17 protein-coding genes and 1 pseudogene are annotated in these 23,072 nt (G+C 62.3%); 7 read left to right on the top strand and 11 right to left on the bottom strand.

Annotation, left to right across the window (positions count from 1 at the left end; translation table 11 throughout):
* Positions 1–329: 329 nt before the first annotated feature.
* Positions 330–776, top strand: a complete 447-nt coding sequence (locus DBO85_RS02665; protein ID WP_108105046.1) for an SRPBCC family protein — start codon at positions 330–332, stop codon at positions 774–776.
* A 202-nt stretch (positions 777–978) separates the two neighbouring features.
* Here DBO85_RS02665 and DBO85_RS02670 read toward each other — a convergent pair whose 3' ends face one another.
* The gene (locus DBO85_RS02670) at positions 979–1,614 is read right to left on the bottom strand and encodes a cation transporter (RefSeq protein ID WP_108105048.1); all 636 of its coding nucleotides are present in this window, start codon (positions 1,612–1,614) and stop codon (positions 979–981) included.
* 63 nt (positions 1,615–1,677) lie between these two features.
* Here DBO85_RS02670 and DBO85_RS02675 point away from each other — a divergent pair, with 63 nt between their 5' ends.
* Together DBO85_RS02675 and DBO85_RS02680 are read left to right on the top strand one after the other, a co-directional pair.
* Entirely contained in the window at positions 1,678–2,085 is a 408-nt protein-coding gene (locus DBO85_RS02675) for a MerR family transcriptional regulator (protein ID WP_108105050.1), read from the top strand.
* A 102-nt stretch (positions 2,086–2,187) separates the two neighbouring features.
* The gene (locus tag DBO85_RS02680; protein WP_108105096.1) at positions 2,188–2,931 is read left to right on the top strand and encodes a class I SAM-dependent DNA methyltransferase; all 744 of its coding nucleotides are present in this window, start codon (positions 2,188–2,190) and stop codon (positions 2,929–2,931) included.
* Between the two features lie 376 nt (positions 2,932–3,307).
* On the opposite strand, the gene DBO85_RS19360 is transcribed toward DBO85_RS02680, so the two are convergent.
* Together DBO85_RS19360 and DBO85_RS19560 are read right to left on the bottom strand one after the other, a co-directional pair.
* Positions 3,308–5,464 carry a molybdopterin oxidoreductase family protein gene (locus tag DBO85_RS19360; protein WP_267895598.1) on the bottom strand — a complete coding sequence of 719 codons (2,157 nt, stop codon included), beginning with the start codon at positions 5,462–5,464 and terminating at the stop codon, positions 3,308–3,310.
* An 885-nt stretch (positions 5,465–6,349) separates the two neighbouring features.
* Positions 6,350–7,129, bottom strand: a pseudogene (locus DBO85_RS19560) (4Fe-4S binding protein); the annotation flags it as partial.
* A gap of 114 nt (positions 7,130–7,243) precedes the next feature.
* On the opposite strand from DBO85_RS19560, the gene DBO85_RS02690 reads away from it, so the two are divergent.
* Together DBO85_RS02690 and petA are read left to right on the top strand one after the other, a co-directional pair.
* Complete coding sequence (locus DBO85_RS02690; RefSeq protein ID WP_108105054.1) at positions 7,244–8,269, top strand: AraC family transcriptional regulator; 1,026 nt, start codon at positions 7,244–7,246, stop codon at positions 8,267–8,269.
* A gap of 250 nt (positions 8,270–8,519) precedes the next feature.
* A complete protein-coding gene (gene petA, locus DBO85_RS02695; protein ID WP_108105056.1) occupies positions 8,520–9,521 on the top strand; it encodes a ubiquinol-cytochrome c reductase iron-sulfur subunit in 1,002 nt (333 codons plus the stop codon).
* Positions 9,522–9,639: 118 nt separating this feature from the next.
* Here petA and DBO85_RS02700 read toward each other — a convergent pair whose 3' ends face one another.
* From DBO85_RS02700 to DBO85_RS02710, 3 genes are all read right to left on the bottom strand, one after another.
* Entirely contained in the window at positions 9,640–10,128 is a 489-nt protein-coding gene (locus DBO85_RS02700; protein WP_108105058.1) for a hypothetical protein, read from the bottom strand.
* A gap of 197 nt (positions 10,129–10,325) precedes the next feature.
* Positions 10,326–11,021: a GNAT family N-acetyltransferase gene (locus DBO85_RS02705; RefSeq protein ID WP_108105060.1), complete on the bottom strand. Its 696-nt coding sequence runs from the start codon at positions 11,019–11,021 to the stop codon at positions 10,326–10,328.
* Positions 11,022–11,388: 367 nt separating this feature from the next.
* Entirely contained in the window at positions 11,389–12,084 is a 696-nt protein-coding gene (locus DBO85_RS02710) for an FMN-dependent NADH-azoreductase (protein WP_108105062.1), read from the bottom strand.
* 117 nt (positions 12,085–12,201) lie between these two features.
* On the opposite strand from DBO85_RS02710, the gene DBO85_RS02715 reads away from it, so the two are divergent.
* Both DBO85_RS02715 and DBO85_RS02720 read left to right on the top strand, forming a co-directional pair.
* Positions 12,202–13,101: a LysR substrate-binding domain-containing protein gene (locus tag DBO85_RS02715; RefSeq protein ID WP_108105064.1), complete on the top strand. Its 900-nt coding sequence runs from the start codon at positions 12,202–12,204 to the stop codon at positions 13,099–13,101.
* Positions 13,102–13,397: 296 nt separating this feature from the next.
* Positions 13,398–14,213, top strand: a complete 816-nt coding sequence (locus tag DBO85_RS02720; protein WP_158268866.1) for a substrate-binding periplasmic protein — start codon at positions 13,398–13,400, stop codon at positions 14,211–14,213.
* A 56-nt stretch (positions 14,214–14,269) separates the two neighbouring features.
* Here the strand turns inward: DBO85_RS02720 and DBO85_RS02725 are convergent, their stop codons facing one another.
* From DBO85_RS02725 to DBO85_RS02745, 5 genes are all read right to left on the bottom strand, one after another.
* On the bottom strand, positions 14,270–14,833 hold the full coding sequence (locus DBO85_RS02725) for an REP-associated tyrosine transposase (protein ID WP_108105068.1): 564 nt from the start codon (positions 14,831–14,833) through the stop codon (positions 14,270–14,272).
* 547 nt (positions 14,834–15,380) lie between these two features.
* Positions 15,381–16,124: a hypothetical protein gene (locus DBO85_RS02730; RefSeq protein ID WP_108105070.1), complete on the bottom strand. Its 744-nt coding sequence runs from the start codon at positions 16,122–16,124 to the stop codon at positions 15,381–15,383.
* Between the two features lie 150 nt (positions 16,125–16,274).
* Positions 16,275–18,014, bottom strand: coding sequence for an anti-phage dCTP deaminase (locus DBO85_RS02735; protein ID WP_108105072.1), 1,740 nt, complete (start codon positions 18,012–18,014; stop codon positions 16,275–16,277).
* A gap of 284 nt (positions 18,015–18,298) precedes the next feature.
* Positions 18,299–19,534, bottom strand: coding sequence for a ribonucleotide-diphosphate reductase subunit beta (locus tag DBO85_RS02740; RefSeq protein WP_108105074.1), 1,236 nt, complete (start codon positions 19,532–19,534; stop codon positions 18,299–18,301).
* Positions 19,535–19,859: 325 nt separating this feature from the next.
* A complete protein-coding gene (locus DBO85_RS02745; RefSeq protein ID WP_108105076.1) occupies positions 19,860–22,736 on the bottom strand; it encodes a ribonucleoside-diphosphate reductase subunit alpha in 2,877 nt (958 codons plus the stop codon).
* Positions 22,737–23,072 lie beyond the last annotated feature (336 nt).

The raw sequence follows: 23,072 nt of genomic DNA on the forward strand, positions 1-23,072 counted from the left end.
CGCGCGGAGGCCGTTCGACATGCAGCGGCCACCGCGATCCAGCCACCGGTCCCCGGTCAGCGCGACGGTCGCAGCGCCGCCCGTATGGCGTCGGACGTTCCGGGGCGGCTTGCTGTAATGCGGTGACTGGTCGGTCATGCCTGGTACTTTGGCAGCCCCCACGGGATGGGCGGCGTGCAGCCGTCACGGCCCCGTTAGAAATGTTGCGACTCGACCGGGTAAGGCCGTGCTCACTGGCGAATGCAAAAGTGAATCAGGTTGTCGAAAGCGGCAGCGCCCGTTCGACTAGTCAGGCCATCCCGGCAACCCGCAAACAAAAGGAGAAGGCCATGCCCAGCACCATCCGTCTGCACCGCGTCCTGCGCACCTCGCCAGAACGTCTCTATCGCGCGTTTCTCGATCCGGATGCCAAGGCCAAGTGGCTGCCGCCGAACGGCTTCACCGGCAAGGTCCATGCGCTCGATGCCCGAGTCGGAGGTGGCTACCACATGTCCTTCAGCAACTTCTCCACCGGTACCAGCCACAGTTTTCGTGGCCGCTATTTGGAGCTGCTCGAACACCAGCGCATCCGCTACGAGGACCAGTTCGACGACCCGGGCCTGCCGGGCACCATGCAGGTCACGGTGACCTTCACGCCGGTTTCCTGTGGCACCGAGCTGAACATCACCCAGGAAGGCATCCCAGACGCGATCCCGACCGACGCCTGCTACCTCGGCTGGCAGGAATCGCTGACGCTGCTGGCGAAGCTGGTCGAGGTCGAGATTCCGGACCAGTGATGCGACAGCGGGTAGCCTGAACCATCCCTCACCCGCCTTCGGCACCCTCTCCCGATGGAGAGGGAAAAGCCGCGGCGCCTTTGGCGCAGCATTCGGCGGTACGTGAGACGCAAGTAGTGTCCCGGCACCGCTGCGCGACGGCCTGTCAGAGAACGTGGCGCCGCTGCAGACGAGTCGGAGGGCGCGGGTGATGCTCAGTCGATCACTTGTTGGCCACGCTCTGTCGCTCGCTACGCAGCTCGGCGATGGCGTGGTGGGTGATCTGCACGGCGGCGCTGATCGACAGCAGCGCCATGATGGTCGCGACTATGAGGTCCGGCCAGCCGACGCCGGTGCCGAACACCCCCAGCGCGGCGAGCATCACGGCGAGGTTGCCCAGCGCGTCGTTGCGGCTGCATAGCCAGACGCTGCGCATGTTGCTGTCGCCGTCCCGATAGGCGAAAAGCATCACTGCGACCGCGACGTTGGCCAGCAGCGCGATGGTCCCGACGACGCCCATGGTCGAGGCGTGCGGAACACTGGCATCGAGAAAGTTGTCGACCGCGACCGCCAGAATGAAGACTCCGAACAGGCCCATCGTCAGCGCCTTGGCCAGTGACGCGCGTGCCCGTGTCGCGACCCCCAGGCCCAGCACGAACAGACTGACGCCGTAGTTGGCCGCATCGCCGAAGAAGTCCAGGGAGTCGGCCAGCAACGAGACCGAGCCCGAACGCACGCCAGCGCCTATTTCCAGCGCAAACATGAGCAGATTGATGATCAGTGCGATCCACAGGATGCGCCGGTAGGTTCCGGTCGCGGCCGAATCGGTGCACCTGCTATTGCAGCAATTTCCCGCCATGAGCATCGCCTCCAGCTATTGATGGCAGTACCCTAAACCCTGTAGCCGCTACAGGGTCAAGCGATGCAATTCACCATCGGCAAACTCGGCAAGGCCACTGGCGTGAACCTGGAAACCATCCGCTATTACGAGCGCATCGGCCTGCTGCCAGCCCCTGCCCGTACTGAGGCGGGGTATCGAACGTTCGGTGAGCCGGATGCGCAGCGACTGCGCTTCATCAAGCGTGGCAGAGAGCTGGGCTTCTCCCTGGAGGAAATTCGTGGGCTGGTTGCGCTGGCGGACCAGCCCGGGCGATCGTGCGCCGATGTCGATCTGCTGGTGCGGTCCCATCTGGTCGAAGTCCGCCAGCGCATCGCCGATCTGCGACGGCTGGAAACCGAGTTGCAGCGCCTGGCGGGTTGCAGCGAGTCTTCAGTCAGCGAGTGCCGCATCATCGACGCCCTTTCCAGCGGGGCGGGCAAGGTCGGTTAGGCCAGACCTTTCCGTGCGTGCCGGCGGAACGGTGGCGCGTCGCCAGAGCGCTATCACCGACGCTGGGATATGATGCGCGCCCCGCCTACCGACGCCCCCAGCATGCCCGGAAACGCCCTCTACACCGACCTGTCGGGATACTACGATCTGATGTGTGCCGACATCGACTACAGCGCGCAAAGTCACTGTGTGCGCAGGTTGCAGCAATTGTTCGGCAAAGCCGGCACGCGGCATCTTGATCTGGCCTGTGGAACCGGTCCGCACGTACGCCATTTCCTCGATGCAGGCTTTCTCAGCAACGGGCTCGACATCAATCAGCCGATGCTCGACAAGGCGGCCCTGCGCTGCCCGGAAGCGCAGTTTTCCCTGCAGGACATGTGTGACTTCAGCGTCGACCAGCCGTTTGACCTGATCACCTGCTTTCTCTACTCGATCCACTACAGCGGCGGTATCGAGCGCTTGCGCGCCTGTCTCGCGGCGGTGCACGCGGCGCTTGCTGACGGCGGGCTGTTCTGCTTCAACGCCGTGGACAAGAACCGCATCGACAACGCCTCCTGCGTCTCGCACCGTGCTCGCCATGCCGACGGCGACTTCAGTTTCACCTCCGCCTGGCACTACCCGGGCAGTGGCGAGCAGCAGTCGCTGAAGCTGTTCATCGAGCGCAGCACTGACGGCCAGAGCCAGGTCTGGCATGACGAGCATCCGATGGTTGCGGTGAGCTTCGACGAATTGGGCGAGTTGCTGCGGCCGTATTTCCACGTGCAGGTGCTCGAACATGACTACGAGAAGATCCTCCCCTGGGACCAGGCTTCCGGGAACGCGCTGTTTGCCTGTGTGAAGATCTGACGCCTGGTGCCCTGTGCGGCAATAGCGCCGTTCAGCGATGTGCCGGGTTGCGTTCGGGTGAACCGGGACCGTGTTGACCATTCGACAGCCGGTCACGGTGGATAAGGACAGCGTTATCCACCCTACGTCATCGGCTCATCCGCTTCCGCCGACGCATCGACAGATGCCAGATCCGATGGCTGCCATGCTCTGCGTGGGAGCCGGTGCTCTGACGCTCTGCTTTGGGCAGTGGTGTGGGGCGAGCAGGGGTTGCGGCGGACGCAGAGGTGCCCAGAGCGGCGTTCCCACGCGGAGCGTGGGAACGATCAGCCAGCCAACGATCAGCCGCCCGTGACGATCAGCCCTGCGAGCCAGCCGGCTGGCTCACAGGGCCGGATCAGGCCGCCACCACCGAGACCGGAACGCCGTTGAACACGGCGTTGCCGGAGAGTACGTCGACCACCTGGTCATCGGTGATGTCGTTGACGTTGATGCCCGGGTTGCTCTGCGCTACGCGCAGGGCTACGCCTTCGCGGTCGTGGCCCCAGCCGTGGGGCAGGCAGACCACGCCGGGCATGATGTCGTCGGTGACCTGCACGCTGACCAGCAGCTCGCCGGTGCGCGACATGATGCGTGCCTGCCTGCCGCTGGAAAGCCCCAGGCGCGCGGCGTCCGCGGGGTTGATCAGCAGGGCGCAGCGGTCCTTGCCTTTGACCAGGCGCTGGCTGTTGTGCATCCAGGAGTTGTTGGTGCGCAGGTCGCGGCGGCTGACCAGCATCATTTCGCCGTTTGGTGCGCTGCGCAGTTCGGCCATCGCCCGGCCCAGATCGGCGACCAGCTCCGGCGGCGTCAGGCGCAGGCGCTGCTCGGGGGTGAACAGGTAGCCGGGGAAGGACGGGCGCATCGGTCCCAGATCGAGGCCATGCGGGTAGCGCTTGAGCACCTCGACGCTCAGTGGCTCGTCGTGGCGGATCGGCTCGCCGTGGAGCCCGCACTGGTTGTACTCGTTAAAACCCTGGCCGTAGGGGCCGGTGCGCAGGCCGTGGTCGAGGATCTGCTCGGGCGCGGGCATCGGCCGCGCGGGCGGCGCGTCCGGGTTCTTCAGTGCCTCGATGCGCTGGGCCAGGCCGAGGACGATGTCCCAGTCGCAACGGGTGCCTTCCGGCGCCTCGAACACCGGCTCGCTGTAGCGCGCCAGGTTGCGCACCGCCAGCATGTTGAAGACGATGTCGTACTGCTCGTGCTCCAGTGGCCCGGTGGGCGGCAGGATGATGTCGGCGTGGCGCGAGGTCTCGTTCAGGTAGAAGTCGATCGAGACCATGAACTCCAGCTGCTCCAGTGCCTCGTCCATCTGCCGGCCGTTGGGCGTCGACAGCACCGGATTGCCGGCGACGCAGACGAAACCGCGCACCTGGCCTTCGCCGGGGGTAAGCATTTCCTCGGCGATGGTCACGGCCGGGAAGTAGCGATCGAATTCCGGCAGGCCACGGGCACGGCTCTGGTAGGTATTGAAGCTGCCCATCGCCCGGCTCTGCGCCTTGTTGAACGCCGGGGTGGTGAACATCATGCCGCCGGGGCTGTCGAGGTTGCCGGTGAGAATGTTCAGTACCAGCATCAGCCAGTGGTTGAGCGCACCATAGCTCTGTGTGGCGACGCCCATGCGGCCGTAGCAGACCGCCGATTCGGCGGCGGCGAATTCCTCGGCGATGCGCTTGATCTCGTCCACCGCGATGCCGCAGCGGGCGCTGGCCTGCTCGATCGACACGCCGTCGAACAGCGGCTCCAGCGCGCCCCAGTTGTCCGCCAGCTCCTGCAGGCGGCCGGGCTTGCTCAGGCCCTTGTCGAGCACGTGACGGATCAGCCCGAGCAGGAAGAAGGCATCGGTGGCGGGGCGGATGAACAGGTGCTGGTCGACATAGCGCGCCGACTCGGTACGCCGCGGATCGACCAGGACCACCTTGCCGCCGCGCTCGCGAATCCGTTCCAGGCGCTTGAGGATGTCGCCGGCGGTCATCAGGCTGCCGTTGGAGGCGGCAGGATTGGCGCCGAGCATCAGCATGTAGCCGGTACGGTCGATGTCGGGGATGGTGAACAGCTGGCTGTGGCCGAACATCAGGTAGGACACCAGCTGGTGCGGCATCTGGTCGAGCGAGGCAGCCGAGGAGATGTTGCGGGTGTTGAGCACCTTGCGCAGCGCGTTGGAGCCCATCATCAGGCCCAGGTTGTGCGAGGAGGGGTTGCCCCAGTAGCCGGCCACGGCATCGTCGCCATGGCGCTTCTGGATGTCCGCCAGTCGCGCGGCGACCTTGTCCAGCGCGCTGTCCCAGTCGATCGGCAGCCATTGCCCGTTGACCTTCTCCAGCGGCGTGCGCAGGCGGTCCGGGTCGTTGTGCAGATCCTGCAGGGCATAGCCTTTGGGGCAGATGTGGCCTTCGCTGTGCGGGTCGTTCTCGTCGCCGCTGATCGACAGGATCTGCTCGCCCTGGGTTTTGATCACCACCCCGCACATGGCTTCGCAGAGCGTGCAGGCGCGGTGATGAGTCTTCACCGGCAGGCGGGTCTTGGCTTCCTCGCGGGCGCGGGCGTCACGGATGACCTGCAGCATCTGGGCAATGTCGACCACCTTGCGCCGGGTGCGGCCCTCGACGCGGCCGCGGGCCTGCTCGTGCTGGTCCAGCAGACGCCAGTCGGCCAGGCTCACGCTCTCGACCTGGCGCGACTGCAGCAGGTCGGCGACGTCTACTTCGCCCAGCGTCGGCAGGCTGTTGCCGAGGTCATCCAGCAGGCGCTGCACGCTTTCGCTGGCGCACTGGCGGTTACTGCCGATCACGCCGCTGGCGCCACGCTTGATCCAGCCGGCGACGTAGTCACGATGCTCGGCGTGGCCGTTGATGCGGCCCTGTTGGTGGGCCATCACGCCGCGTCCACTGTCGAACGGCAGCTCGTCGATGGCCGAGCCCTGGTAGCCGATGGCGTGGACCACCAGGCTGGCGGGAATCTCGAGGGTCTGCGCGGCGGGACGGGCTACCAGCGTCCCCTGGGCGTCGCGAACCAGTTCCGTGCGCTGCGCCTGCACGCTGGCGACCTTGCCCTCGCGGGCGCTGAAGCCGGTCGGGCTGGTGTAGAACATGAAGCGGATGCGCTTGCCTTCGCCCTGCGGACGGGCGGCGATCTCGCGCAAAAGGGCGATGTTCTGCCGCGCTTCGGCGAACTCGGGCTGCTCCAGCTGGTGTGCGGTGGCGTCGTCGAGTGCGAGATCCGCGGGGTCGACCAGCAGTTGCAGGCCATCGATGGCCATCAGCTGTTCCAGTTCCTTGGGCGTGAAGGCCGCCTGGGCCGGGCCGCGACGGGCCAGCAGGCGCACTTCCTCGATACCGCTGGCGGCCAGCGCCTGCAGCGCGTGATCGGCGATGTCGGTCTTGGTCAGTTGGGCGTGGGGCAGTACCAGCAGGCGGGCGATATCCAGCGCGACGTTGCCGATACCGATGATCACGGCGCTTGTCCCGTCCATCTGTGGCGCCAGCGCAGCCTGGTCCGGATGGCCGTTGTACCAGCCGACGAAAGTCGACGAGCCGAAGATGTTGCCACTGTCGGCGCCGGGCAGCGCCAGCGCGCGGCTCTGCGAGCCCCCGGTGGCATAGATGACGCCATGGTAGTGCTGGCGCAGTTCGCTGCTGGACAGGTCGCGGCCGATCTGCACGTTGCCGAAGAAGCGGAACTGCGGCGACTCGGCGATGCGCTCGAAGCCGGCGGTGACCGACTTGATCCGCGGGTGGTCCGGCGCCACGCCGTAGCGCACCAGCCCGAAGGGCGTGGGCAGGCGTTCGAACATGTCGATGCGCGCGGCCGGCATCTGCTTCATCAATGCCTCGGCGGCGTAGAAGCCGCTGGGACCGGAGCCGACGATGGCGAAGCGCCCCGGCAGTCGTTCCAGCGGGCTGCTCGCCTGTTCGCCGCTCTTGATGCTTTCGCGGATGACCGGGTGGGTTTTCGCGCCTTCCGCGTTCAGCGTGATGAAGGAGATCTGCTCCGCCGGCACCATGCTCTGCGGGAAGATCGCACCTTCCGGGCAGGCCGAGATGCAGGCGTTGCAGTCGATGCAGACCTCGGGGTCGATGAACAGCATGTCCGGTGCCTCGCGGAAGGCTTCGACCGGGCACACGTCGACGCAACTGGTGTGCTTGTTGCCGATACAGCTCTGGGTGACGACGTACGCCATGATCTTCTCCGCACGGGGCTGGCAAAGCCCTTAGCGTATGTCCGGCCTTGCCCGGCTGTATTGGCAGCACGCGCCGGATTGACATTTTGTGCCAGCGTTCCGATAGTGCCGCCCATGAGCACCAACGACAGCATCCCATCCGGCTTCATCGAAACGCTGCAGAGCTACGTGCGCGAGCGCGATCTGCCGGCGGCTGCATTGCTGCAAGAGATGAGCCGCGACCTGGAGTCGCCCAGCGTCTCGGCGCTGCGCTTCTGCGACCTGCTGCAGGCCGTCTGGGAGCAGGACCCGGTCAGCGCGCTGGGCATCCGCCTGGGTCTCTCGGGTCAGCCACGACAGTTCGGCGTGGTCGGCTACATGGTTTCCTCCTGCGGCACCCTGGGCCAGGCGCTGGCGCGCTACCAGCGCTATCAGGACCTGCTGCAGGGCGGCCTGATCGCGCGCTCCCGGCTCAAGGACGGCGTGCTGCACATGCGCTGGACCCAGGCCGTGGCCAACACGCCACTGGCCAGCGAGTTCAGCCTCGCGGTCTTCGTCGCCCTGTGCCGGGTGCTGATCGGCCGGGCGGTGACGCCGATTCGCGCCGGCCTGCCGTTTCCACGGCCGCAGGATGTCGGTGTCTACCAGGCGCTGCTGGGTTGCCCGGTGGACTTCGAGCGTGACGCGATCGAGCTGGCGATTCCGGCGCATCTGCTGGCACTGCCGATCTCCAGCAAGGACCCCTATCTGCTGCGCCTGCTCGAACAACAGGCCCAGGCGTTGCTGGCGCAGCAGCCACAAGTGGAGGACCGTGAGACCGGCGTGTTCTTCCAACGGGTGCAGGAGCAGGTGCTGGAGTCGATGAAGAACGGCGACGCCAGCGCCGAGTCCGTCGCTCAAGCGCTGGGCTGTTCGCTGCGTACCTTCTACCGCCAGCTGCGCAGCGCCGGCTACAGCTACCGCGGCCTGCTTGCGCACACCCGCCAGACCCTGGCCCGCCAGTATCTGGCCGACCCGGCGCTGGCGCAGACCGATGTCGCACTGCTGCTCGGCTACTCCGAACAGAGCTCGTTCATCCGCGCCTTCCGCAGCTGGACCGGCATGACCCCCGGCGAATACCGCAGCCAGCTGGCGCGCAACCAGGGCAACCGGGCGGGCTGAGTGAACCGCGGGACGCAGTCCGTAGGGTGGATCGGGGCGCGTAGCTGACGCTGTTTTCATCCACCGAGCGGTGGTTGTCGGAAACCGCCTGCCGCCGCCCAAATTCCTCGCGTTCACCGCTCTGCCGCGTTACTGCGGGCCGGGACGCCAGAGCTGCCTTGCCTCGCAGAGCGTGGCCAGGATCAAGGCAGATCCGCCACGGCCTGTTTACTATCGATGCCCGCGGCATCGCCTCTCGCTGGAAGGATCTATGAACAAAAGGAATCTTGCGTTTTTCGCTCAGAGCTTTCTCGCCTTGTGCCTGGCGATCCAGGTGTGGGTCTGGCTGATCTACATCGGCGTGTTCTGGTCGTCGGATTCACTGGTCTCGCTCGGCGATCTGGTGCACTCGGTCGGCCCGCTCAAGGCCGCCTGGAAAGCCTTTCTGGCCATGCTGGTGCCCACGCTGCTGATCAGTTTCTTCGTGCGGCAAAGACTGTCGGCGGGCCTGCGTACCCTGCTCTACGCCGCGCTGGGTTGTCTTTGTGGCGCGCTCTGGCTGTTGTACCTCGCCGGGCAGAGTGTCGGTTTCTTCCTGCAGCAGGCGCGGCTCTACCTGGCGGCGGGCGCTCTGGCAGGCCTGGTCTACGGCCTGATCATGGGCATGTCGCTGAAGGTCTCGGCTGACCAGGCGGGGCAGTCTGTCCGCAGGCGCAACCTGCTCGGTTCGCTGGGTCTGTTCGCGGGCGGCGCCGGTTTGCTGGGCTCGCTGTTCGGCCCCTGGGACCTGTGGAAAAACCGGAACAGTTATCTTGATGTGGATCTCAGCGGCCTGCAGGAAGGCCAGCGGATGACGGTGGAGCTGGCGAGAAAACCGGTGTGGATCATCCGCCGTTCGGCGCAGACGATTCGCCTGCTGGAGGAGGAAAACCCCCGGTTGGCGGACCCGCTCTCAGCGTCTTCGCAGCAGCCGGAGCAGGCGCGCAACGCGCTGCGCTCCGTTCGGCCGGAATACTTCATCGTCTACGGCATCTGCACGCACCTGGCCTGCATTCCCGACTACCGCCCTGACAACAGCGGCACGCCTGAGCCCTTTGCGCGTCCGGGGCCGCAGTTCTTCTGTCCCTGCCACGGCGGCGTCTTCGACCTTGCCGGCCGGGTCTACGCGAACATGCCGCCACCGACCAACCTGGTGGTGCCCGAATACGAGTTCATCTCCGATCAGGTCGTGCGCCTGCACTTCCCTTCGCTTGCGCAGGAGTGGCGGCTTTAGCGCGGCGCTTGCGCGCCGCGTGCGGTGAGTTTCTGCAGCGCTCCCCGGAGCGGATAGCAGCCGACGGTTGCACGCGGGCGCATCAGGGGCACATCGCGCGCGGCAGGAACGCTGCGAATCAGGCCGACCTGATCTTCGCTTCAAGCATCGCCTGGCGAATGGCAAGCAGGCTTTTCTTGCCCGCGGGAAGCTCGAAAACGGCGCTTTCCACCAGGGTGTGGACGCGCTCGCCATTGCTCAGGGTGAACTGCATGAACGCCAGGTGATCGGTCCAGGATCGGTAGCGGCGCACCATGAAGATGCTGTGGTTTGAGGTGACCGAACGGATGTCCTTGAGCGGAATCTGCCGGTGGCCGCCGGCGCTGGTGATGATCAGCTCGGCATTGTGGATGCTCGCCGGCGCGCATCTGCTCAGCCTGAGCCACTCCACCGCGAAGCGTCCGCACATCAGGAGCAAGCCAGGCAGGATCAGCATCCGCTCGCCGGGAGTCATCTCGGACAGTTTGACCACGCTCAGCACACAGGCCAGCGCGAGAAAGCCGAAGGTGACGAGCCGATAGAAGTAGACGCGGTGAAACTCGGGGAGGCTGAGAAAGGGTAGGTCCATGCGCATCTTCCTTGGGGACTGCTTCGATGCTGCATGGTGCGCGCGTGCCGGCCGGATGTCTCCGGGGCGGTGCGTATTCTGTGCGGAGCAGGGTGGATGACGCTGCTTTCATCCGCCGTGGCAGGGCCGTCACGGCTAACTGGCGGAAGATGAGGCAATAACCTCAAGGTCGTCTCCCGCGTGAAGTCAGGGCGCGATCAATGAATGGATGAGTAGGCCAGGCGCTCGCGCACCAGCAGCTCGGCTTCATGCGCCATCTCGTCGAGCAGTTGGTCACGCTGGGTTTCGGCCTCGCTCATCGCCTGGCTGCCGTGCTGCTTGAGCAGGTAGGCATGGATCTGCCGTACCTCCTTGGACTGGAAGATCGGCGCCAGGTCCTGCACGGCCACCAGACCGTCCGAGCGCTGGGCGCGGGTGTTCATCAGCACCTGCGATTGCTGGGTGGCCAGCACCCGAAAGCCCAGGGCCTCGAAGCAGGGCACCTTGCTTGCCAGGCAGGCCAGTTCGGCGTGCGGACGTGTGTCGAGTACCCGTTGCAGCATGCCGCGGGCAATGCCGCGGCGACGCTGGCTGGCCTGCACCGCCATATAGGCCAGCGTGCAGGCTTCGGCGTCATCCAGGCTCGGCAGGTAGAGGGCGAACCCCAGGACCTGGGACGGGTCCTCGTCATCCAGCGCCAGTATCAGCTGCGTGGGGCTGGTTGCTGTGCCGTTCATGGCCTGCAGATAGAGGTGCACCTCGAAGCCGATCACGTACTGGTACAGCTGATAGAGCGGATTGTCGGAGGCCACCGGCACCGCGCTGATGTCGCTGAAGTAGTCCACCACCATCTGCAGCACCTGGTCTTTCAGGGACTCGGGCGGTGGGGTGTCCAGGTGTACGAGGGTGAACATCGAGGGCGGCTCTGGCAGGTCGGCGGGCCGGCATTGTAGCGCTTGTCGGTATAGCCAGCCGATAGCTCCCCAGGCTCCGCGTGGGAGCAGGCCCCGCTGCGCTCGGCGTCGTCCGATGGCTCGGCTGGCACGGCGCGAAGCGGACGCAGAACGTCCGGGCTGCGTTCCCACGCGGAGCGCGGGGGCGACGATCAGTAGGGTGGATGACGCTCTTCTCATCCACCATGGCGGCTCATGTCGATCGACCTGCCGAAGCGCACGCAGGCGTATCAATGGCCGCATTCCCACGCGGAGCATGGGAGCGCCCCGTAACCACCGAACGGCATGCCTGCCGGGTGCTCCTTTCGACCATCGAGGGCCGCTTTGCCTACGCCGGCACCGCGCTGGGCTCGAGCACTTCCTGCAGCTGCCTGACCAGCCCGTCGACCTCGCGCAGCGCCTGGGCGACCGAAGCGGCCAGCACCTCGCCGCCGATTTCCTGCCCTTCGATGGCGACCTGATGGATGCGGGTAATGCCGATGAAATTCAGCGCCGTCACCAGGTTCGGCTCCAGGTGGTTCATGTGCGCCATCTCCCCGCCGGGACCGAAGCCGATGCCGCCCCGGGCGGTGAGGATGACCGCGTGCCGGGGCCGGTCGGCCAGCAGGGGCACGTAGGGATCGGCAGGGTTGCTGTCATCGAGCGCAACCGTTCTGCCCGGCCGCACGATCTGGTCGATCCATGCCTTGAGCGAGGCGGGCATGCCGAAGTTGTACAGCGGCGTGCCGATGACCAGCACATCGGCCGCTACCAGTTCATCGACCAGCAGGTCGCTCTCGGCCAGGGTTTCCTGCATCCATGGCTCGTGGCGTTCCTCCGCGGTGAAGGAGGCGGCGATCCAGTCGTGGTTGATGATCGAGGGCGGGTTCTGGCCGATGTCGCGGTAGACGATGGCGTCCTGCGCGCGGCCTGCACGCCACTGGCTGACGAAACGATGGGTGAGGTTGCGGCTGTGCGAGCCGTGCTCGTCCTTGCCGGCAAGGCCGGGGCGGGCGCTGGCGTCCAGGTAAAGAAGGTGCGTCATGTTGAGTCTCCTCTGTGAAATTTTTCATCCGTCATTCGCGGTAAATCCAGCCTAGGGTTAGGCTGCACGGGCGACAAACGACCATTTCTTCCGATAACAGATGAGGAGAACTCAGCCATGGCGCAGCGCTGGCTACCTTCGCTTTCAGCCCTGCGGGCCTTCGAGGCCGCCGCCCGCCACGAGAGCGCCAAGCAGGCGGCGGAGGAGTTGTCCGTCACCGCCACGGCGATCAGTCATCAGATTCGTTCACTGGAGGAATCGCTCGGCGTTGCGCTGTTCCTGCGCAAGCCGCGGCAGCTGGAGCTGACCGCCCAGGGGCGCGAGTTGCAGCAGGTGCTGGAAGCGGCATTCGGCAGCATCAGCAGCACGGTCGAACGCCTCAGCGCCAAGCCCTGCCGTCAGGCGATCACGCTCAGCACCACCCCGGCCATCGCGGTGCGCTGGCTGGTGCCCTGGGTCTGCATGCTGCGGGACTCGCATCCCGATATCGATCTGCGCTTTCACACCTCCCACGAGCCGGTCGCGCTGGACGGCGTCACGGCTGATGTCGCCATCCGCTATGGCGATGGCCGTTGGCCGGGGCTGGTGGCGGAGAAGCTGTTCGACAACACCTTCGTGCCGATCTGCAGTCCGCATCTTGGCTTGCGCGATAACGCCGACCTGCCCAGGCACCCGCTGATCCACTTCCGCGCCCAGGGCGCCGCCTCCGCGCCGATTCACTGGGCCGCCTGGCAGAAGCTCGCCAACGTGCCGGGCCTGGACCTCAGTGCCGGGCTGGTGTTCTCCGACGAAACCCACGCCATCTCCGCCGCCCTTGGCGCGCAGGGCGTGGCCCTGATGAGCCGCGAGCTGATCGAGGACGAGTTGAAGGAGGGGCGGCTGGTGCAGCCGTTCGGGCCGGAGATGCCGGGCAAGCCGTTCCACCTGGTCTATCCCGAGAGCCGTCGCGATGATCCGACGATTCGCGCGGTGCGCGACTGGGTGCTGGCGGTGCCGGGCGGGTTGTGTGAGCTGTAGCCAGGCGGCCAGACCTTCCCCATCGACCGTTGGCCGCTGGCTGTGCTCGGTCTCGCAGGATGGATCAGGACGCGTTCCTGTCGTCTTCTGATCCGTTATCGCGGTGGCTGTACGAGTTCCTTTTAGCAGCGAATGGATACTTCCCCAAACGGGTACGTGCCAGCCGGCCGCTAAGGGCTAAACTGGTGCAGATCGTCCAGTGATCTGGGCGGCAGTGCGTATCCATGGTGCGTGCGGAAAGCTCTCCAAGGCCTGCGCCTGCAGAATGAGTCCGCAGCCAAGAAGTAGGAAGTATGGTGAAACTCAGATATCTGATGCTCCTGGTCTTTGGGCTGAGCGGCGTATGCCAGGCGCAGCCGCCGGTTGTGGTCGTGGGCTACTACGATTTCCCACCGTCCGTATCCACTACGGCCGAGGGGCGTGCCACGGGGCCGCTGGTGGATCTGCTGACGCGCCTGCTGCAGCGCGCGGGCTATACGCCGGAATTTCGCGGCCTGCCCATCGCGCGGCTGTACAACGACATGCGCGAAGGCCGCGTCCATCTCTGGGCGGGTGCGCCGGACAAGCCGGAGCTCAGGGGGCATGTGCTGGAGTCGGATCGGCCGCTGTCCGAGGTCCGGCTCAACCTCTATCACCTTCCCGAGACCCCGGCGCCCAGAGTCCTGGAAGACATGAACGGGAAAGTCGTGATCATGCTCAGCGGTTACAGCTATTGGCCGCGCACCCGTGAGCTGCTGTTCGACCCGGCTCGTGAAATCAAGGAACTGCGTACAAACCATCGAGCGTCTGCGTTGGCTTTGCTGCTGCGCAAACGCGGCGACTACCTGCTGGATTACCAGTTGCCGATGGAGCAGACCATCCGCGACGCCGGCTTGCCGCCACTGCCGCATGTCATGGTGGAAGCCTTGCCGATTCGGCTGATCATCTCGCGCAAGAGCGACAACGCGCCGCTGCTGTTGCAACGCCTGGACGCAGCCTTCGACCAGATGCTGGCGGAAGGCGAGGACATGACGATGCCCTCGACCGCGCTTCCGCCGGGGCCTGCCTGGCCGCAGGTGGAGGAGCGCAGCGAAGTCTTGTTGGCGCCGGTGGGGGATCTGCCTGCGCGCTGAAGGCTGGTGCGGGTGCAGCGCGTAGGGTGGATCGGCGCGCGTAGCTGACGCTTTGTTCATCCACCATTGCGGTGGTTGTTGAACTCGGCACTTTCCCCATAAGCACCGTCGAGCTGCTCCGCTGCGAGACACCAATCCTCGGGATAGACGCCCATCGCGACCGCCCGGTGAAAGCTCGAATAGGGCCAGTCCGCCAGCCGCGCGACATATCCATGCTTCAGCGGGTTGAAGTGGATGTAATCGAAATGACGCTGGTAGTCCTGCTCATCGCGGATCAGATGTTCCCAGTAGCGCCGTTGCCAGATACCGCGCTCGCGTCTGTGTTGTTGCTTGAGGGTGCGGCTCTCGTTGATCGGCAAGCGTTTGGCGAAGGCGAATTTGATGGCCTTCCAGCGTACGGCGAAGTCGGCGTCGCCCGGCGGTAGCGTCCACATGCAATGCATATGTTCAGGCAACACCACCCAGGCATCGATATGGAACGGATGCCGTGCCCTCACCGCGCGCACCGCCTCGCGCAAGAGATCGACCTCGCGGATCAACAGATCGCTGCTGCGGTCCCGCAGATTGACGGTAAAGAAGTAAGTGGCGCCAGGAACACGGGCGCGTCGGTAGTTGGGCATGGCGGCTCATCCTTGAGCGTTGGGTGCATGAAACAGGGTGGACAGGCAGCGCGTGGCTACCCGCTCCGGTCCCACCTACATACGATAGACGCGGTTGTAGGGTGGATGACGCTTTGTTCATCCACCATTCGGCGCTTCCAACCGCCCGGGATGTTTGGTCCACCTCGGCGCATGGCCCATGGTGGACAAACAGAGCGTTGTCCACCCTACAAGGGAGCTCGGACGTTCAGGCCACCTCGTCGAATCCCCTTACAGAAGGCCGAGCGCAGGTGTTGCGCAGGAGGTGAGCGGCATGGATGCCGCGAGAGTCAGGGTTGAGCCATGGAAGGCCCATCCCTGGGGGGCGCCTAGCTGCGGCCTCCGGAGCGGCGCCGGAGCGAGGGAAGTCTGGCTGCGCAGCGGCCAGGCCCGGATGTTGGGGTGGCCTTCTCTTTGGTTACTTTCTCTTGGCCAGGCAAGAGAAAGTAACTCGCCGTCAGGGCGAAAGGCGAGGCAGCGATGGAAAATAAATCAGCCGATAAATCGTGGTCTGTCCCTGATCAGCTGATTAGTTTCTCGGTTGATTTTTGTCTTCGATGATAATAAGTGAGTGTCTAATTTCGAGAAGTGAGTATTTTATGGCTTTGAATATTGCTTCGGTTGCGCGCTTGTAGCTTATGGTGATCCAGAGGGCAAGAAGAGTGGCAAGGATTGCGGATGTTAAAAATATAAAATTGTTTTGAAGGGTTCGATTAAGGTCAAAGCTTTCAGATTTGGTGGTTAGGCTATTCAATTGGTTTGTGATAAGTATTGCAAGAGCCCAGCAGGTTCCGATGAGCCATTTGAAGCTTTTAATTCGCTCCTTGGCGCGCTCCTCCGCTAGCTTGAGGTTCTCCTCAATTAAATCGATTTTGTCCGGACTTTCTACTCCATGACTGGTGATTGATTTAGAAATCGCGGTTATTTGATTTGGTGTAAGTTCGCTAAAGATATAAGTGCTGGGAGCGGCGAACATAATTAAAGGCACTGAGCCATATATTATTGCCAATAAGACGGTTTGTGTGGTTTCTATGGAGGCGTGAGTTCCTTTAAGGATTAGCGATCCGCTCAATAGGAAAATGAAAGCCATTGCTCCCCACTTGGTGAAGGGTTTAAGTGCTTCCTTTGAGCCGAATAAAATCAAGGCTAGTGGGGCTAGAAGCTGTCTATGTAACCACCTTCCGGTGCGGCTGTTGAGTTTTGTATTTAAAAGATAGTCCTCGGCGTCTTCAATGATTTTCTGGGTTGTTTCATATAAAGATTTTTCCAGCATAATATTCTCGGTTTAAGTATCTAGAGCTAGCCGATCTCGGGGGTGCGCTGAGATGAGCCGTGGTTGCAGGGTATTTAGGTGGGGGCTGGATGAGCTCGCTGAATGCGGAGGAAGATAAATTGATTAATGAAAGCTATGGCGTGTTCTAAATTAATCATCATTGTCTTTTAAGTAATTTAGTTCGTCTTTATAGGGTAGTGTGGGTTCGTATAGTTGGTAATAGCCTCTCCCGACAGCTCCTCGAAACTGTATCAGTTTTGGCGGGTTCTCGCCGATCGCTATAATGTGGTCTTTTGCAATTCCTGGATATGGGTCTATGTAGACTATTTCACTAATACCTAGCTGGTAAGCTTTTTTTGCGCATAGCTCGCAAGGGCTTGCAGTGGTAAATAACTTTCCGCCTTCTATGGCCGAACTTCCGTACTTAGCTAGTTGTAAAAATGCATTTTCTTCTGCGTGTAGAGATCTGGTGTGAACCTGATTGGACTTGCGATCAATGGAGTTTTTTAAGTCTTTAAAACAATAGGAAAGGTTCTTTCCTTGAGCGCCGTTCTTGTCTACTATTTTTATAAGTTCTTTTCTGGCGGCATTTCTGAATTCCGTGTTATTTCGTTCGTACTCGCTGTAAGTGACGGCATCGAAGTGATTTAGCAAGCCGGGAAGTGATCTCAAGTTGCATGGAACTTGGCCTTTCGCTACGTCATTCCAGCCGACTGCTTTTATTGAGTTGTTTTTATCTGTGACAACTGCGCCGACCTGTCGGGAAATACATCCAGAATTGCTCTTCGCTGTATAGGCAATCTGCATTACCCTCTCTAATGCGCTAGGCGTGGCTAAGCCTGGGTGAAGCATTAATGAAAAATACCATGCTAGCTGTGCTTTTAGTACATTGTTATTCTCTAATTCATTTCTTGGGTTAAATATATGGATGTCGGATATTTCAATGCATCTTTGGACGTTTTGGCTAATGAAGTCTGCATCTTCCACTACAGTTTTACCTGACTCCCTTTTTTCGAGCTGGTCAAATTCATCAACACTGAATTTGTGTACGTTTTGAAGGTAGCTTTTTCTGTCTTCGTCTGGCGCATTTACCGAAATAAGATAGAATGCCGCATATCTTTCGCGGAAAAATTTTGCTTCAAATGGGTTGCGGATTGCGTCGATAACTATAAATGCCTTGCCATGAGTTTTTCTAATTATTTTTATTGTTCTATTTATAGTTTCTGGTAGCTGTAAGACTGCAATTGGTACGAACTCCATGGATGTATAGTTCGGCTCCACGGCGCCGACTCTCCTAATGGAATTTCCGGCGGCTTGATAAACTTTAACATATAGATGGTTGTCTACCTCTTGAAGTTCTTTTTTGAAATCTCTCGTAAATTTTCTTATGAGCTTAAGGAATCTCATGAAGTTTTCGAGTTCTTCTGGTTCTAGTTTTGGTTTTTCTTTGTGAATGAGTAGTTCCCTGAGTATGTTCGAAAATTTTTGAACTATATAATTTTTAGAGAATTTGCCATGGATTATCGTGTTTTGGAGGTGTGTTTTGTTTATTCTGGTGTCTTGGTTGAATGCGAATTCAATCATCTCGTCGGGATTAAGTAGTAGTAGATATGATGAAATCAAGTCGCTTACTTTTATCGAGATGAAGCTTTGAAACTTCTCTGAAGCGTATTTAGATAGTATCTCGTACCGTCTCGCGTCGAGGCCTTGGTAGAAGGGTTCTCCGCGGTATTCAAAATTTGCCAATAAAGGAAAGTCGGGGGACGTGCTTTCCAATATATTGGCGGCAGTAGTACATCCTGATCCGGTTCGGCCTGTTAGCCCAATAATCATGAACTGCCCGCGCTCATGAAAAATGCTTGATAACATTTGGTTGCTTTTGCTTGCCATTTATTTCCCTTGTATTTTTTGTTTGTTGAATCTGATGCTGTTTAGTAGTGGATAACGATTTCGGCTGGTTCTAAAGCTGTGTCGCAATACTTGATGGGGGCAGTATTGGTGTGATGGTTGATTTCCATTGGGTAGGGTGTTTTTCTTTGAGTATCATTTTTTTTGCGGGTTTTATTATTTTGCTGAATAAAAAAGCCCCGCACTAAGCGGGGCTTTTAATTTTAGCTTCAACCCCAACATCCTTGGCAGGTGTAGGGTCAATCTACGCTGATGTCATCGAGCCATCAATCCCAACTCAAAGCCCCCCCCGTCTGATACTCAATCACCCTCGTCTCAAAGAAGTTCTTCTCCTTCTTCAGATCCATGATCTCGCTCATCCAGGGGAACGGGTTGCTCGCGCCGGCGTACTGTTCGGGCAGGCCGATCTGGGTCAGGCGGCGGTTGGCGATGAACTTGAGGTAGTCCTCCATCATGGCCGCGTTCATGCCCAGCACGCCGCGCGGCATGGTGTCGCGGGCATACTCTATTTCAAGCTGGGTGCCCTGGAGGATCATCTGGGTTGCTTCGTCCTTCATCGCGGCATCCCACAGGTGCGGGTTCTCGATCTTGATCTGGTTGATCATGTCGATGCCGAAGTTCAGGTGCATGGATTCGTCGCGCAGGATGTACTGGAACTGCTCGGCGGTGCCGGTCATCTTGTTGCGGCGGCCCATGGAGAGGATCTGGGTGAAGCCGCAGTAGAAGAACACGCCTTCAAGTACGCAGTAGTAGGCGATCAGGTTGCGCAGGAACTGCTTGTCGGTGTCGACGGTGCCGGTGGTGAAGGTCGGGTCGGAGATCGAGCGGGTGTACTTGAGGCCCCAGCTGGCCTTTTTCGCGACGCTGGGGATCTCGTGGTACATGTTGAAGATCTCGCCCTCGTCCATGCCCAGCGACTCGATGCAGTACTGGTAGGCGTGGGTGTGGATGGCTTCCTCGAAGGCCTGGCGCAGGATGTACTGGCGGCACTCGGGGTTGGTGATCAGGCGGTAGACGGCCAGTACCAGGTTGTTGGCGACCAGGCTGTCGGCGGTGGAGAAGAAGCCCAGGTTGCGCTTGACGATGCGGCGCTCGTCTTCGGTGAGGCCGTCCTTGCTCTTCCACAGGGCGATGTCGGCGGTCATGTTGACCTCCTGCGGCATCCAGTGGTTGGCGCAGCCGTCGAGGTACTTCTGCCAGGCCCAGTCGTACTTGAAGGGCACCAGCTGGTTGAGGTCGGCGCGGGCGTTGATCATCTGCTTGTCGCCGACCTGCACGCGGGCGCTGGCGCCTTCCAGGTCGTCGAGGCCTTCCTGGATGTCGAGCGCATCGAGCGCAGCCTTGGCGCGGGCGACGGCGTCGGAGTCGTCGGCCGATACGGCGCGGGCGTCCTGCACCGAGGAGGGCGCGTCGTCTTCGCTGGCGAGTTGCGCGGCAGCCATGCGCCCCGGGGCGGCGGCGGTGGTTTCTTCAGGCTTGTCGAATTCGTCCCAGCTCAGCATCTGCATTCCTCCTGCGGACCGGCGTGTGGCCGGTCGGGCATGTTGTTTGGCGGCTTTTGGTGATGCACGCAAAAGCACGGCTCGTTGTTGTCGCGGCCTGTGGTTGGGCCGTTGGTAAAAGGGGGGCCCGCGGGCGGGGCCTTGGTGGATGTGGAAAGCGACATCCACCCTACGGAACTACGAAGCTCTTCGTTGCGAGCGTGAAGCTGAGCGAGTGGCTGCCAGGCGCCCGTCGGGGAGGAGCCCCTGAGCGTACTGTTGTACGCGATGGGGGCGGACCTGCCCGGCAACAACGCGGTGGCCGCTCAGATTCGCACGCCCACTCTTACTGGCAGGCTTCGCAGTCGGGGTTGTCGATGGAGCATGCCAGCGGGACCGGTGCCGGTTGCGGCGCGGCGTTCAGGGTTTCCTGCCCGCCGCTGGACACCGCATTCAGCGTGCCGGTGGTGATGGTCGACTTCTCGGTGCTGGTCGCGGCCAGGGCACGGAGGTAGTAGGTGGTCTTCAGGCCACGGAACCAGGCCATGCGGTAGGTGACGTCGAGCTTCTTGCCCGATGCACCGGCGATGTACAGGTTCAGCGACTGCGCCTGGTCGAGCCACTTCTGGCGGCGGCTGGCGGCTTCGACGATCCACTTGGTGTCGACTTCGAAGGCGGTGGCGTAGAGGTCCTTCAGGTCCTGCGGGATGCGGTCGATCTGCTGCACCGAGCCGTCGTAGTACTTCAGATCATTGACCATCACCGGGTCCCACAGGCCGCGGGCCTTGAGGTCGTGGACCAGGTAGGGGTTGATCACGGTGAACTCGCCGGAGAGGTTCGATTTGACGTAGAGGTTCTGGTACGTCGGCTCGATCGACTGCGACACGCCAACGATGTTGGAGATGGTCGCGGTCGGCGCGATGGCCATGATGTTGGAGTTGCGGATGCCCTTCTTCGCGCGTTCGCGCAGCGGGGCCCAGTCCAGCGACTCGGAGAGATCGACGTCGATGTACTTCTGGCCGCGCTGCTCGATGAGGATCTGCTGCGAGTCCAGCGGCAGGATGCCCTTGCTCCACAGCGAACCGTCGAAGCTCTCGTAGGCGCCGCGCTCGTCGGCCAGCTCGCAGGAGGCCTGGATGGCGAAGTAGCTGATCGCTTCCATCGAGCGGTCGGCGAAGGCCACTGCGGCTTCCGAGCCATAGGCCAGGTGCTGCAGGTAGAGCGCGTCCTGGAAGCCCATCAGGCCGAGGCCGACCGGGCGGTGGCGGAAGTTGGAGTTCTTCGCCTGGGGCACGCTGTAGTAGTTGATGTCGATGACGTTATCCAGCATGCGCACGGCGGTGCTGACGGTGCGGCGCAGCTTTTCCAGGTCCAGCTTGCCGTCGACGATGTGCTGCGGCAGGTTCACCGAGCCGAGGTTGCACACGGCGATCTCGTCGGGCGAGGTGTTCAGGGTGATCTCGGTGCAGAGGTTGGAGCTGTGCACCACGCCGACGTGCTGCTGCGGGCTGCGCAGGTTGCACGGGTCCTTGAAGGTGATCCACGGGTGGCCGGTCTCGAACAGCATCGAGAGCATCTTGCGCCACAGGTCCTTGGCGGCGATGGTCTTGTGCAGCTTGAGCTTGCCGTAGCCGGCCATGGCTTCGTAGTACTCGTAGCGCTCTTCGAAGGCCTTGCCGGTCAGGTCGTGCAGGTCGGGTACGTCGGAGGGGCTGAACAGGGTCCAGGGGCCGTCGTCGAAGACGCGCTTCATGAACAGGTCCGGAATCCAGTTGGCGGTGTTCATGTCGTGGGTGCGGCGACGGTCGTCACCGGTGTTCTTGCGCAGCTCGAGGAATTCCTCGATGTCCAGGTGCCAGGTTTCCAGGTAGGCGCAGACCGCGCCCTTGCGCTTGCCGCCCTGGTTGACCGCCACCGCGGTGTCGTTGACCACCTTGAGGAAGGGCACCACGCCCTGGCTCTTGCCGTTGGTGCCCTTGATGTAGGCGCCCAGGGCGCGCACCGGGGTCCAGTCGTTGCCCAGGCCACCGGCGAATTTGCTCAGCAGGGCGTTGTCGCGCAGGGCGCTGTAGATGCCGCCCAGGTCGTCCGGCACGGTGGTCAGGTAGCAGCTGGAGAGCTGCGGGCGCAGGGTGCCGGCGTTGAACAGGGTCGGCGTGGAGGCCATGTAGTCGAACGAGGAGAGCAGGTTGTAGAACTCGATGGCGCGCTCTTCCTTCTGCGGCTCCTCGATGGCCAGGCCCATGGCCACGCGCATGAAGAAGATCTGCGGCAGCTCGAAGCGCACGTCGTCCTTGTGGATGAAGTAGCGGTCGTAGAGGGTCTGCAGGCCGAGGTAGGCAAACTGCTGGTCACGCTCGTGGTTGAGCGCAGCGCCCAGCTTGTCCAGGTCGTAGTCGGCGAGGTTCGGCGCCAGCAGCTCGTGCTCGATGCCCTTGGCGATGTAGGCGGGCAGGGCGCGGGCATAGAGCTCGGCCATCTCGTGGTGGGTGGCGGCAGTGGCCACGCCGAGGAAGCTCAGGGCTTCGGCGCGCAGGCTGTCGAGCAGCAGGCGGGCAGTGACGTAGCTGTAGTTCGGTTCGCGCTCGACCAGGGTGCGCGCGGTCATCACCAGGGCGGTGTTGACGTCCTTCTGCGCGACGCCGTCGTAGAGGTTCTTCAGGGTCTCGCGCTCGATCAGCGCGCCGTCGACCTCGGCCAGGCCTTCGCAGGCCTCGGTGATGATGGTCTGCAGGCGGCCCATATCGAGCGGCTGCAGGCTGCCGTCGGCGCCGGTGATGCGAATGCTCGGGTGCGGCTGGGCGACTTCCTCGCTGCGCGCACGCTTGCGTTCCTGGGCGCGGGCTTCGCGGTAGATCACGTAGTCACGCGCGACCTTGTGCTCGCCGGCGCGCATCAGCGCCAGTTCGACCTGGTCCTGGATGTCTTCGATGTGCAGGGTGCCGCCCGACGGCATGCGCCGCTGGAAGGTCGCGGTGACCTGCTCGGCCAGGCGCGCGACCGTGTCGTGGATGCGCGAGCTGGCGGCGGCGGTGCCACCCTCGACCGCGAGGAACGCCTTGGTGATGGCGACCGCGATCTTGTCATCGGTGTAGGGCACCACGCTGCCGTTGCGCTTGATCACCCGCAGCAGCCCGGGGGCGGTGGCGGCCAGTTCCAGACTGTCGTCGCTGGCGTTGGGCGGCAGCGGCTGTTGGGTGTCGCGGGTGGCTTCGGTGTGCATGCGTGGGCTCCGTGGTACGGGTTTCGTCCGTCCTGCCAAGGTGGCGGGATTGCTGAAAGGGCTGTGCTCCGCGTGAAACGCGAAACACTACATCTAGTGTCTTGTTGGGCTGGCTCTGCGCGCGGTCCCGATGACCTGGTGACGGCGCTGGCAGTGCTCCCCTGCGCGGGCGCAAGGGCTTTTCCGACTGATCGCTGGCAGGCTCTGCAGCAGCCCGGGCGTCGGTCGTGGATAAACTACATCTAGTGCCATTCGTTTTGCTGGGGCACAAGATAGGCCGTGAATCTTGCTTTCGCAAGGCTCCAGTTGCTGAACATCTTGTGGATAACGTGTGGG

This window comes from Pseudomonas mangrovi, from assembly GCF_003052585.1.
Taxonomy (GTDB): Bacteria; Pseudomonadota; Gammaproteobacteria; order Pseudomonadales; family Pseudomonadaceae; genus Aquipseudomonas; species Aquipseudomonas mangrovi.